This window comes from Halalkalibacter kiskunsagensis, from assembly GCF_037027555.1.
Lineage (GTDB): Bacteria > Bacillota > Bacilli > Bacillales > Bacillaceae_D > Halalkalibacter > Halalkalibacter kiskunsagensis.
The window spans coordinates 104809-118231 of sequence record NZ_JAXBLX010000014.1 but is presented as its reverse complement, the minus strand read 5'-3'; the positions used below and the strand labels follow the sequence as shown (position 1 = coordinate 118231).

13 protein-coding genes and 1 riboswitch are annotated in these 13423 nt (G+C 37.5%); all 13 genes read right to left on the bottom strand.

What is annotated here, in order from left to right:
• Positions 1 to 223 precede the first annotated feature (223 nt).
• Positions 224 to 775 (bottom strand): cob(I)yrinic acid a,c-diamide adenosyltransferase, encoded by a 552-nt coding sequence (locus SLH51_RS10335; protein WP_335961180.1) that lies wholly within the window; start codon positions 773 to 775, stop codon positions 224 to 226.
• A 29-nt stretch (positions 776 to 804) separates the two neighbouring features.
• Complete coding sequence (gene cobT, locus SLH51_RS10330; protein WP_335961179.1) at positions 805 to 1848, bottom strand: nicotinate-nucleotide--dimethylbenzimidazole phosphoribosyltransferase; 1044 nt, start codon at positions 1846 to 1848, stop codon at positions 805 to 807.
• The gene (locus SLH51_RS10325; RefSeq protein ID WP_335961178.1) at positions 1845 to 3233 is read right to left on the bottom strand and encodes a cobyrinate a,c-diamide synthase; all 1389 of its coding nucleotides are present in this window, start codon (positions 3231 to 3233) and stop codon (positions 1845 to 1847) included. Before SLH51_RS10325 ends, cobT begins: the two co-directional genes overlap by 4 nt.
• A gap of 42 nt (positions 3234 to 3275) precedes the next feature.
• A complete protein-coding gene (locus SLH51_RS10320; protein ID WP_335961177.1) occupies positions 3276 to 4742 on the bottom strand; it encodes an adenosylcobinamide amidohydrolase in 1467 nt (488 codons plus the stop codon).
• Positions 4739 to 5809 (bottom strand): FecCD family ABC transporter permease, encoded by a 1071-nt coding sequence (locus SLH51_RS10315; protein WP_335961176.1) that lies wholly within the window; start codon positions 5807 to 5809, stop codon positions 4739 to 4741. The genes SLH51_RS10320 and SLH51_RS10315 overlap by 4 nt, the downstream gene beginning before the upstream one ends.
• A complete protein-coding gene (locus tag SLH51_RS10310) occupies positions 5775 to 6791 on the bottom strand; it encodes an ABC transporter substrate-binding protein (RefSeq protein ID WP_390183933.1) in 1017 nt (338 codons plus the stop codon). Before SLH51_RS10310 ends, SLH51_RS10315 begins: the two co-directional genes overlap by 35 nt.
• 166 nt (positions 6792 to 6957) lie before the next feature.
• Positions 6958 to 7155, bottom strand: a riboswitch (cobalamin riboswitch).
• An 81-nt stretch (positions 7156 to 7236) separates the two neighbouring features.
• Positions 7237 to 7878, bottom strand: a complete 642-nt coding sequence (gene bluB, locus SLH51_RS10305) for a 5,6-dimethylbenzimidazole synthase (protein ID WP_335961174.1) — start codon at positions 7876 to 7878, stop codon at positions 7237 to 7239.
• A gap of 32 nt (positions 7879 to 7910) precedes the next feature.
• Positions 7911 to 8714: an ABC transporter ATP-binding protein gene (locus SLH51_RS10300; protein ID WP_335961173.1), complete on the bottom strand. Its 804-nt coding sequence runs from the start codon at positions 8712 to 8714 to the stop codon at positions 7911 to 7913.
• Entirely contained in the window at positions 8711 to 9427 is a 717-nt protein-coding gene (locus SLH51_RS10295; protein WP_335961172.1) for an ABC transporter ATP-binding protein, read from the bottom strand. Before SLH51_RS10295 ends, SLH51_RS10300 begins: the two co-directional genes overlap by 4 nt.
• 1 nt (position 9428) lies before the next feature.
• Complete coding sequence (gene nikC, locus SLH51_RS10290; protein WP_335961171.1) at positions 9429 to 10253, bottom strand: nickel transporter permease; 825 nt, start codon at positions 10251 to 10253, stop codon at positions 9429 to 9431.
• 14 nt (positions 10254 to 10267) lie between these two features.
• The gene (nikB, locus tag SLH51_RS10285; RefSeq protein ID WP_335961170.1) at positions 10268 to 11197 is read right to left on the bottom strand and encodes a nickel ABC transporter permease; all 930 of its coding nucleotides are present in this window, start codon (positions 11195 to 11197) and stop codon (positions 10268 to 10270) included.
• Positions 11198 to 11212: 15 nt separating this feature from the next.
• A complete protein-coding gene (locus tag SLH51_RS10280; protein ID WP_335961169.1) occupies positions 11213 to 12751 on the bottom strand; it encodes an ABC transporter substrate-binding protein in 1539 nt (512 codons plus the stop codon).
• A gap of 45 nt (positions 12752 to 12796) precedes the next feature.
• Positions 12797 to 13363 (bottom strand): nitroreductase family protein, encoded by a 567-nt coding sequence (locus tag SLH51_RS10275; RefSeq protein WP_335961168.1) that lies wholly within the window; start codon positions 13361 to 13363, stop codon positions 12797 to 12799.
• Between the last annotated feature and the right edge of the window lie 60 nt (positions 13364 to 13423).

Genomic DNA, 13423 nt, shown 5'->3' with positions numbered 1-13423 from the left:
CAAAAGGCTTAAAACATGACGGCGGTTCCGCTCATTGCTTAGAGTAGGTGCAAAAAGGTAAAGTTCGACCTTTTTGCTTTAATAGTGCGTTCATGTTGCAATGGCTTCACTCGCCGTGCGCCTTCCTGAGAAGTTCGCTCAAAAGGCTTAAAACATGACGGCGGTTCCGCTCATTGCTTAGAGTAGGTGCAAAAAGGTAAAGTTCGACCTTTTTGCACCTACTCTAAAATTCAATTCCTTTCACTGCTGGGATGCCTTCGTTGTAATAATGTTTTTCGGCTTCAATGACTGAAACGAGATCAGCTAGCTCTTTAATTTCTTGCTTAGCATCTCTTCCTGTAATTACAAGATGGACGTGTGATGGTTTATTTTGAATTAACTCAACCACTTCTTTTATTGGAAGGACATCATCAATTGGAAATTTGTTAATGGCTAAAGCATTGTTTAATTCATCTAAAATAACTAAATCATATTCTCCACTCATAACGGCTTCCTTTGCTTTAGGCCATCCCTTTCTTAAGGCTTCCCTGTGTTCTTCAGGTGTTTTTGTCCAAGTAAATCCTACTCCCAGTTGAACCATTTCAACACCTAGCTTCTTAAGAGCAATTTGTTCACCGTACGAACGCTGTGGTGATTTAATAAACTGATAGATTTTCACTCTAAATCCTCTGCCTATACCTCTGAGAGCTAATCCTAAAGATGATGTCGTTTTTCCTTTTCCATGACCTGTATAAACAAGGGTTAACCCTTGTTGGTTGTGTTTTTCTTTGCTCATGCCAACCTCCTGTAATTGTAAAATTCAAATTAGTTTTTATTCGAAATTCCCGCTGAGCTAAACGTTGCCATTTCTTTTAACATTAATGTTGCTGATTGAATAATGGGGTATGCAACGGCTGCACCAGTTCCTTCTCCTAACCTGAAACCCAGATCCAAAATAGGTTTCTTCCCTAATAATGAAATTGCTATTTCATGCCCTGGTTCAACGGACTGATGTGTCATGATCATATAATCAACAACATTAATCGCGATTGATTTTGCAAGTAATGCTGCCGTTGTACTAATAAATCCATCAACAAATATCGGGATTCTATTTTCCGCTGCAGCAAGCATTGCTCCTGTCATCCCTGCAATCTCAAACCCGCCTACTTTAGCCAAAATATCTATAGGGTCATGTGTATTGGGCTTCCGGTGTAGAATTGCCTGGTTAATAACTTTTACCTTATGTAGTAATTGTTCGGATGAAATCCCGGTTCCATGTCCAACTAATGAATGGACCTCTTTATTACTAAGTACAGCTAGTATCGCACTGCTTGCCGTCGTATTTCCAATACCCATCTCACCAAGAATGAGACAATTAACTCCTCTTTTTATCATCTCTAAACCTTGAGAATAACCTGCTTCGATTGCTTCTTCTGCTTCTGCAAACGTCATGGCATCTTCCTGATAAAAATTGGCTGTACCGTAGCGAATCTTTTTATTTACAAGACTAGTATGCTCAATATCTGTTGCGACCCCAATGTCGATAATTTCGAGCAATGCCCCGATCTGTCTACTAAAGACATTAATAGCTGCTCCCCCGTTTAAAAAGTTTAAAACCATTTGCTCCGTCACCGCTTGCGGATATGCCGAGACACCTTCAGCCGTTATCCCATGATCTCCAGCAAAAACGAGGACTCCAGGTACATTCACACTTGGAAAGGCCTCATTTTTCATTTCTGCAAGATTAATAACCAATTCTTCTAACTTTCCTAGACTTCCAATTGGCTTTGTTAATGTATTGATATATTCATTGACTTGTTTACCCATTTCTTTGTTTAACTTTGGGATAGAATATACTTGTTGATTCATATCGTTTTTCCCCTACTATGTTTACTTTCTATACATTTTTCAATCCAATTCTCAACCATAGCTAGACAAGACGCAAAATGAAAATGAGTGTAGCCTGCTACTAAATTGTGTGTTACATAGCCTTCCTTTTTTGTGCCACGCATGCCTTTTGTTTCGTAAGCATAAGGAATATCTTCTTGGGTAGGATGAAATGATGAATAATGAAATTCATGCCCTCTAGCTATCTGGTTTTCAAGTAAAAAATTTTTGTTTTGTCCACTAATCTCTCTGTAGCCGAGTGCCGCTAATTTTGATTGCATTTGGACTTTGCCCGGGATTATTCCTACCATTGGATACTTCATCTTTTCCGTCGTTTCAATTGAATCAGTCAAATACATAAACCCACCACATTCAGCAAGTGTAGGTAATCCATTTTCAATGTTCTCTTTTATTGAATGCTTTGCTTTAGCACTACAAGCAAGTTCATCTGCAAATTCCTCAGGAAAACCTCCACCAAGATAAAGCCCATCTACATTTTCCGGTAAACCTTCGTTCGCCAATGGAGAAAAATAAACAATTTCAGCCCCATAAGACTCCAAGATCTCTATATTCTCCGGATAATAGAAATTAAACGCCGCGTCTTTCGCTACGGCAATCCTTACTAACGTTTCTTTCTTTCTTCCAAAAAGTGAAGAATTTTCTTTTAGCGTTAATGGCTCCGCTACAGATAATTCAAGAAGTTTGTCCATATCAACTGTTTCAGAAACGAGCTCCCCTAATTTATCAAAGAAAGGATCAAGTTCTCCTCTTTCAATAGAAGGAATAAGTCCTAGGTGCCGCTCAGGAATTTCAATATCTAGTTCTCGCTTCAAATAGCCGATAACAGGAACGTGACATTCTTGTTCAATTGCTTTCTTCACTAGATGAAAGTGACCTTCGCTTCCCACTTTGTTTGCAATGACCCCTACAATGTTTGGACCGTCAGCAAACAATTGAAACCCTTTTACTATCGCTGCTGCACTCCTGGCCATACTCGCGCAATTAACTACTAATACAACAGGGCTTGTCGTTATCATACTAATCTCAGCCGTACTACCTTCATTCGTTTCTGGGTTTTTTCCATCAAAAAAGCCCATAACTCCTTCCATAACTGAAATGTCTGCCCCTTTGCTCCCATTCGCAAAAATATCTAATACTCTATCTTTTGTGAGCATCCAACTATCTAGATTGCGAGAAGCTCGGTTTGTTACAGCTGTATGATAGGACGGATCAATATAATCAGGTCCGCATTTGAACCCCTGAACCGTTAATCCACTCTTTTTTAATGCTGACATTAAACCAATTGTCACTGTTGTTTTGCCGACACCGCTACCTGTACCCGCAATTACGATTCGTCGTTCTGTCAAATCAACTCCACCTTTCTAATAATACTACCGTTTGAAACATTACTACTTAACTCTTTTTAAATATTTTTTTATCGCTTCCTGTGTCGCTTGATAGACTATTTGTCCAATTCCTTTTCCTACAACTGTTCCTGATCCAGCATAAGGTGTCTTTTTGCCTTGCTGCGTGAGGGCAAGAAGTAAGGAATCGGTTGATGTACCTGTCGCGATCGTATTAGACGCAGGATCTTTTATGTTAAGATCTTGTAAAGCCTTTACTTTTGCTTCTGTTGCAGACATATATCCATTTACTAGGGCTCCATCTGTAAAATGTGCATCTATAAAAACCATTGTATTAATCGTCCCTATTTGGCTGGTAGCTCTTACTATAGACCCTGCTGATATATCTACGGCATTCCCAACACCAGCTGTCACAATTACCATGAATTTAATTCCTTCTATCTCTTTCTTTACAATCACCTTGTCCTCCAGTTTTACAGCAGTCATCATCCCGACAGCTTTTTCATGAGGAATGCGATGTTTTTTCATCCGCATTTGTAAATCTTTTTTAGGATCTGTGCAATCGTAATTCTTATCAACATGAAAATTACCAAAATGCTTTAACCACTGTATACCATCTCCAATTACCCCATTGGAAAGTGTTCGTAGTGGCCTATCGAATTCAACATGAATACATTCATCATTTTGTTCTATTTTATAAGCATTACTAAAGTTTAAAAGATTACTCGAAGTTGAGTACTTTGGTGTCATTAGTAGTTGTGGTTTTGGAACAGTTGGATGGGATTGGGCTTTCACTTGAACTTCATACACTTTTTTTAATTGATCTTCTTTTCTTAACGTATCTACATCTCCTACTTCTAAAAATGCTCCATTATGAAGTAAGGCAATTCGATCAGCATAGAGCGAAGCAACATTTAGATCATGCAATATAGAAAAAATTGTCAGGTCCATAGTTTGTTGCCGTTCTTTTAATAGATCTAACAGTTGGAATGTATGCTTAATATCCAAATGATTGGTAGGTTCATCTAAAAGTAAGATTTCAGGTTCCTGTGCCAATGCTTTGGCCAACAAGACTCTTTGCTTTTCACCTCCGCTAAGCATTCGGAATTGGGTCTTTCGAAATTGACTTATTTTTGTTAATTCCATGACCTCTTCAATGACTTTCCAATCTAACTTTGATAATTGTTTAAGAATTCCCTTTTGATGAGGGTAACGTCCAAGACTAATAATTTCTTCAACGGTATAATCAAATGAAATCTGAACTTCTTGTGATAAGACAGCTACTTTTTTTGCTTTTTCAAGCTTCGAAAGAGACTTAATTGCTTTTCCTGATAGCAGAATATCCCCCTTTTGAATAGGTAACTGACCTGTAATGAGTTTAAATAGGGTTGTTTTCCCACTCCCATTTGGCCCAAGAAGTGCAAAAAACTCTCCTCTTTTTATTTCTAAATTAAGATCTTTAATAATGGGGGCATTTGTATATCCACCTACTAAATTTTCAACTTTCATCATCTTAATCCCCCCCTCCCAAGTCTTTCTCTAATCAATAATAGTGCAAATACTGGTGCACCTATTAAAGCCGTAATGATACCAATTGGTAGTTCTTTAGGAGCTATAATCGTTCTTGCAACTAAATCAGCTAAAATGAGAAAGGCTCCGCCTATTAACATTGATAGCGGAAGAACGTGTCGATGGTTAGGGCCTGTTACTAGTCGAACTAAATGTGGAATTACGAGACCAACAAATCCAATTGACCCAGATACAGCTACCGCTGCTCCCGTTAATAAAGATGCACCAATTAAGATATAGGTTTTCCCTTTCTTTACATTCACACCAATATGATCTGCTGCATCCTCACCTAACGCTAAGGCATTTAATTCACGATAATGAATGAGAAGAATGAATGATCCGACAAGCATAAATGGTATGATCAGTTGAACATGGCTCCATCCCCTCATTCCAACACTTCCGTATAACCAATAGAGAATCTGTGTCATCGCATCCCGATCACCTAATGAAATGATCAAAGATGTAATTGCACCAATAAAAGCACTTATGATAATACCGGCTAATACGATCGTTTCAACAGCTAGACTTCTACTGCTTAACCTGACTAACCCAAACACAACAAGTAACGTAATAAAGCCACTAATAATCGCAACAATTGGAAGAGTGAAACTTCCTAAACCAACGATAGTAACTTGAAAAAACAGCACGAATACTGCACCTAGAGCAGCACCTGATGATACCCCAATCGTATAGGGATCAGCTAATGGGTTTCGCAGGAGCCCTTGGAATGCTGCGCCTGCTAATGCTAGTGATGCTCCTACACAAAGAGCAAGTAGAACTCTTGGGAGACGGATATTCCAAATGATCATTTCTTCATTTCTTGGAATATCATCGAGCCATCCAATATTAAAAGTATTTTCTAATACGATATGTAAAATGACAGGGACTGGAATGGTCACACTGCTTACTAATAAACCAAGGAGGGTTGTACCAAGTACAAACCCTCCGCTTAGCATATACAACCAAACAATTTTATTACTTAAATATTTCCGGATAGATGAGTTCCGCAAGTGTCTCCACTCCTTCGATTAAACGAGGACCAGGTCTAGTAACTGTATCATTATCAACGTCAAACACTTGTTCATTTATTACAGCCGGAACCTCAGCCCATCCATCACGAGTCAATACTGTCGCACTTGGATTTTCTATATAATAACCATAAGTAGTTATGATGACATCAGGATTTAATTGAACGATTTCTTCTTCTGTCAATTTCACCCACCCTTCATGGTCTTCGGCAGCGTTAATAGCTTGAATGGACTCAAGCATTTCATTCATAAATGTATTTTGACCTGTCGTAAAAATATCTGGAGCTGGTGAAACTTCGACCCAGACTTTCTTTTTATCCGTTATAGATTCCTCTGCCTTTTCTTTGATTGCATCATGGCGCTGTTGCATATCAGAAATGATTTCTTCTGCTTTATCCTTACTTCCTGTTGCAGCAGCAATCATTTCAATGTTGCCATAAACATCAGTAAATGAAGTTGCACTTCCAACGACAAGCACGTTTATACCTGCTTCTTCAAACTGTTCTAATATTTCTGGATGAGAATTGAAATGATAATCCGATACAAGAGCCACATCTGGAAGCAGGGTTAGAATCAATTCTGCGTTCATATCTTGCGCGCCAACTTTTTCAACCTCTAATGCCTCAGCTGGATAGTTACAATAATCCGAAACACCGATTATTTTATCGCCTAATCCAAGTGCAAAGGCAATTTCTGTGTTACTAGCTTGAATAGAGACGATCGATTCAGGCTCTGACTCAATTGTAACTTCTCGACCAGCATCGTCTGTGATCGTTACAGGAAACTGTTCTCCTCTATCCTCGTCCAACTCTACATTGTCATCAGAAATTATTTCCTCTTCCTCTAAGTTCACTTCATCTTGAATGCCTTGTTCTTGATCTTGTGTACCACAGCCTGCAATAATAGCCATACTTAACAGAAGAACAATACTGTAAAGCCCCCACTTTTTAAAAATCTCGTTAATCACTGTTTTTCCCCCTTCTATTTTCGAGCACAAAAAAACGCTATTCCAGAGGAAAGCGTAGTGTAAAAAGGCATTTTATGTATACTTAGTCTACTCGAGACTGACTATAAACTTGCAACCTTCATAAAAGATTACTATGCACTTTAAACATTCCTTTCCTCGAGGAAGATTAAAAACATAATAGGCAGGTCTCCTGACTTACGAATCAACGGTTGGTTATCCCTTCCCATGCAGAATACACAGTGGATATTTGCTAACCTTCCTCAACGCTTACAGTGGCGGGACCGTGTTGGACTTACACCAACTTCCCTCTTAGTCTTAAATATTTATTATCATTTAAGAAACCTATTTGTTTACTATTCATTTTTTTGTTCTAAACGCTATTATAATAGAGTTTCCGTCCCTTGTAAATTGATTAATTCTTTTATCCGAAGCCACTTATAACCTATGACCATTTATTTTTGAAAATGAGGGGTTCTAACTGTTTTCTTTCTTCCCATTTAGAGGTTTCAAGAATTGGCTTATCTGGATATTCATCTGTGTAACCAATCGTTAGCAATGCAACAGGGTCAATGTGCGGTGGAATTTCTAGTATGTCGCGTACGTCTTGTTTTTTATAAAAGCTAACCCAGCCCATCGCTAACCCTTCAACACAAGCTGCTAACCACATATTTTGAATCGCACAAGCAGTTGATAGTTGATCCGTTTCAGGAATTGAGTTGCGTCCTAAGACATGGGATCCACCTCGTGTCGGGTCACATGTCACACAAATAGTTAGAGGAGATTCTTTTATCCCTTCAATTTTCAAACTCAAAAAATGAGATTGTTTCTTTTCTTGTTCTTCATAATGAATAGCAAGAGCTCTTCTTTCTTTGTCAGCCGCCCAGGCAAGACGTTCTTTCACTTCTTGTGACGTAACCATTATAAAATTCCATGGTTGCATAAATCCTACTGATGGTGCATTGTGAGCAGCATGAAGTAGGTTATATATCAATTCTTCAGGAATAGGCGTTGATTGAAATGTTCGAATATCTCTTCTTTTATAAATGACCTTATAAAATGCTTTCTTTTCTTCTTCGGTAAACATTTGATTCCTCCAACTCGTCTAATTCGTTAAAGTCATACTGTCTTTTCTTCAAAACTATTTTTATTAAGTATGTGGACCAATGAACGTGTATAAGGATGTTTTAGCTGTCGCAAGTCCCAATTACTAAAAGTTTCTACAATTTCGCCTTGATACATAACAGCTACTTGATCACACAATGTTTGAGCAGCTTGAAGATCATGAGTAATAAATAAATACGATATCTGTTCTTTTTTTTGGATATGTTTTAACATATTTACGATGGATGCTTGAGAGTCCCTATCTAAACTAGCAATCGATTCATCAAAAATAATAAGATCAGGTTGTACTGCTAATGCCTTAGCGATACATACGCGCTGTTTTTGCCCTCCACTTAATTGATGCGAGTACCTTGATAAGTAGGAATGATCAAGACCTACTAGTTTTAACAATTTCAAAAACATTTCTTCCCACTCTACCATCTGTTCCGGAAAATAATTATGAATGGGTTCTTTCAAGATTTCTTCTACATGCATTTTGGGATGTAAGGAAGTAGATGAGTCTTGTAATACTAGTTGGATACGTTTATAAATAGTTAAATCTGTCACCTGTTTCCCATTTATCATTTGACCGTCTAGAAGTATCTGTCCCGATGTTACTGTTTCTAACTTCATAATTAATTTAGCTAAAGTACTTTTCCCACTACCACTTTCTCCAATCAGTGCCAAACATTCTCCTTTATTTATTGTCAGATTAACATCTTTAACTACTTTAACGCTTGGATTGGTTTTAAACCACGTCTTTCTACTTGCTCTTAAAGGGTATTCTTTTGATACATAGCATAACTCAAGTAGACTCATATAACAATTGCTCCTTGACGCATTTGTACAACACGATCTGCGAACCTATTTATGCTTTGATCATGAGAAATAAGTAAAATCGTTAGCTCAAAATCATGTTGTAACTTCTTAAGTAAGGATAAAACTTTGTCTCTATTAATAACATCAAGAGCTGTTGTTGGTTCATCCGCAATTAAGATCTTTGGACGTAAGCTTAACATCATGGCTAACAGTACCCTTTGACGCATCCCTCCACTTAATTCAAAGGGATAAGAGGATAAAATATGTTTGGGATCGGTAAATCCAACTTGGCTTAGAAGGGAATGTAAATATGATTCTATATCTTTTTTTAACCACTTCTTCTTTTGTTTGATTGTTTCTATCATCTGTTTTTTCACGGTACGGATCGGATTTAAACCGTTTAATGAATCTTGAATTAATAAGGCTATTCCTTCACGACGGAGCTTTTGCCAGTCCTTATCCTCATAATTAAGTATATTTTCTCCATTGTAGATAATATGGCCACTTGTTACTTCAGCTCCCATTTCCAATAATCCAACAATCGCTTGTGAAGTCAGAATTTTCCCACAGCCACTTGGACCTGTAAGCGCAACTGTTTCTCCTGGATATAATTGAAACGATACATCATGAATAATCGGTTTCAACTTACTAGCTTCATAATAGGAAATTTCTAATTGTTTAATGTTTAATAAAGGTTTTATTTTTGTAACCATATTACACCTCTTTTGAGATTGAGTCTTCCAACTCTCTATACTGATCACTAAGTAGTTGACACGATAAAACGAAGAACATAATGGCGAGACCTGGAAAGATCATAACATGTGGAGCGATTTGAAAATATGATGTTGCATCATGTAGCATAGCGCCCCATTCCGGTGTTGGAGGTTGAGTACCCAAACCTAAAAAAGAAAGCCCTGAAATTAAGAGGACCACTCTCCCCATATCCAAAGCCCCGAAAACAATGACTGGTGGTAGAATTTGAGGAAGGATATAACGTTTCATAATGTGTATATGGGAATTTCCAGACATTCGGGCCGACAATAGATAATCTTCCTTCCCTATTTTTAAAACAAGACTACGAATGAGACGAACATAGTTAGCCCAACGAACCATTATAATCGCTACAATCATATTAAAAAAACCCGGTCCTAATATCCCAACAATAGCAATAGTTAGTACAATGTCTGGGAGAGCAAGAGTTCCATCAATCACCCTCATAAAAGTATGGTCCATACGGCCACGTAAGTACCCCGTTAAAAGTCCAATAGGCAGACTGATGATCACAGTGAAAATCATAATAAAAAACGATGCTGTGACGGTTATTCTAATTCCGTAAATAATCCGAGTTAACAAACAACGTCCTAAATGATCTGTCCCTAACAGATAATTCCAACTAGGAGGTGATAGTCTATTTGAAAGATTTATAGCCAAAGGGTCGAAAGGAGTTAGCCACGGTGCTAAAAGACCGATTAAGATAATGCTTATAAGGAATCCGCCCCCAAAAAGGAATCGTATATTTGTTTGCAGAGCCTCTTTCATAAATGGCTCTCCTCCTAACTAACTCTTAAACGTGGATCTAAGAGCACATAAATGATATCGACAAGAATATGGATTGAAACAAATAAGAACGAAGCAAAAATTACATATCCTTGAATGACTGGATAATCTCGAAGTGAAATAGCATCTATAATATATTTTCCTAATCCTGGCCAGGCAAAGATAGACTCAATAATGATGCTTCCACCTAACATAAATGCAAAGCTCGTCCCTAGCATCGTTACAATAGGTACGAAAGCATGTTTTAAAACTTGAAATACGAGAATGCGTCTTATGGATAATCCCCTTGCCTTTGCTGCTTTTACAAAGTTTTGACTCATCAATTCAATCATATTTGCACGTAATACACGGGCATAGACGGTACCCATTCCTACGCCGAGTGTAACAGCTGGTAAAACAAGACTCTTCCAATTACTCCGTCCCATAGGAGGAAGTAATCCAAAATGTACGGAAAAGATATAAATGAATATAAAGGCTAGCCAGAAGGATGGAATGGCTGATCCTAAAAGAGCCATAAATTGACCAACTCGATCCAAATACCCATTAGGATAAATCGCAGTGCCAATCCCCATAATAAATGTGATCGATACCATCACGAGCAAACCGGCAGTCGCCAATTCTAAGGTAGCAGGTAACCTTCTCAACAATTCATCCACCACAGGTTCTTTAGAAACATATGAAATCCCCCACTGCCCAGAAAAAACATCAATTAACCACTGCACATATTGAGTCCATAATGACTCTGTTAACCCTAGTTCTATTCGTAAGCTTGTCAATGCTTCTTCAGATGCAGGTACATCATTTATTGAAAGTAAAATAGAGGCTGGGTCTCCTGGAGATACCCTTAAAAGGATAAAAGTAAAAGTTGAGGCACAAAATATAACCAATATCAATTGGAAAATCCGTTCAAAACAAAAGCGAACCATATTAGAGTTCACCCATTATTCATTCACATCAATTTGTGAATGAATATAATAATACTCAATTGGATCAGGAATAAAGCCTTGTACTTCTTTCCTTACACCGAAAACTGTCTTCGGATGAACGATAAATGCTTGTGGAAGATCTGTATTGATTATTTCTTGTGCTTGTACAGCCAATTGGTTTCGGCTTATTGTCTCTGTTGTCTCGTTTAATTGATTGATCATACTATCCAAAGAATCTGAAGCATAGTGACTAACATTTGATTGACTATCAGAACGATAGAAGACATTTAGAAAATATTGTGGATCGCCAGTATGTGCCGTTAACATACTGTACATAGATAAATCCCAATCTTCCTTCCTTAAAGCATCATCAATGTTTTCAACTTGACGAATGTTTACCTTAATTCCTACATTTACTAATCTACTTTGAATAATTTCAGCCATTACAGACAATTCTGGTCGTTGCGGAAAAGATAACATCGTAACTTCGAACGGTTTTCCTTGTTTTTCCCAAATGCCATTCCTATTTTTCTCCCAACCGCCTTGAGTCATCAATTGTTCGATCGATTGCTTTTCTTCTTTTCGTTCCACTTTACCAAAAGCCAGAATATCAGAAAATGGACTGTTTGCTACTGTACCATGTCCCATCATAACTGAATTGACAATCTCTTTACGTGGAATAGCATTATCAACTACTTTTCGATGATTTACTTCCTCAAATAAAGGAGAATTCATATTAAAAAGAAGCATATGCGTTCGCAGTGATGGAGCTGTTAACACCTCAATTTTTTTGTCCTTTTCTAATATGGAAATATTATCAATTGGAATATCAGTTGCTGCGTCTACCTCCCCGGATTGCAACGCCAGTAATCGCGTATTTCCATCAGATATATAGTTGATTTTCACTTCTGATAACAACGCTTGCTTTCCCCAGTAGTCTTCATTCCTCTCTACAAGAAGTGACTCATCTTTGTTAAATTGTTTCATTTTAAATGCCCCTGTAAAAGCAGGGTAGGTGTTCTTATCTTCAATCGTCGTTACATCAACAATGATTGTCGAAGGATCAGCCAAATGAGCAATCAACGCTGAATTAGGTTTTTTAGTGACTATTTTTAATTCATTTGCTGTCAACACTTCGATTTCTTCTATTTGTAATAAATCATTTGCTCTTTCATTTTTCTCTAAAGACCTTAACAATGACTCTTTCACACTACTGGCGTCCATTTCATTACCATTATGAAATTTCACTTGTTCCTCAAGCATAAATATCCATGTTATTTCATTTTCTTGCTTCCATTCTTTCGCTAGCCAAGGTATTGGTTGCAATTGATCGTTTAGTCTAATCAATGTTTCCCCCATACCTGAACGCATTACTTCCCAACTATTGCTACTATGCGGGTCAAGACTTGCCGGACTCCACGGAAAAGCTACTGTCAGTGTTTTACCAGAAGCTATATCCTTAGATACATTTGCTGTTGCACATCCAGTCAATACTAAAGTAAGAAAGAAAAAAGATGCTATAGCTAATGCAATTTGTTTTTTACTACCTTTCATTTCTACATCCTCCAAATTCAACACTTCATCAGATCATATATTTTATTAAAGCCATACTGTCTTTTCTTGAAAATGTGTACGTTTTTTAGTCTTTACTTCTTCTAACTCTTTCTGATTTGGATACCCTAGAAAGACCATGCCAATTATTTTCTTATCCTTAGGTGAACCAATAAAATCATGCAAACGTCCATCATGAACTAAACCTACTCCTCTTGTTCTCCAGACAAAACCTAGATTTAATTCTTGTGCTGCTAGCCACATTGAATGAATCGCACAACATACCGCATATTCATTGTCTTTTGAATCAGCTTCTTCTGGAAGGATGTCAGAGGTCACAGCAATCATAACCGGTGTTTGACTTACAACTTTAATTGAGCTCTCTATTAAATGTGGTTTAGTCGGAAAACGCTCTTGTAAATATTCATAGGCTAATTTTTCGTATCTTTTTTTTGTTTCACCTTGTATAACAAAGAAGCTCCAAGGCTCCCTCATTCGGTCATTGGGAGCTAAAGTTGCCGCTTCAAGTAATCTCTCAATCTTTTCTCGTTCTACCTCTCTATTCTCATAATTACGAATCGCTCTTCTAGTTTGTAATATTTCAAATGCATTCACTTTTCATCTCTCTCCTATCTTTGAATGATTTAATGGCGTTGAATTAAACCATTTCATTCT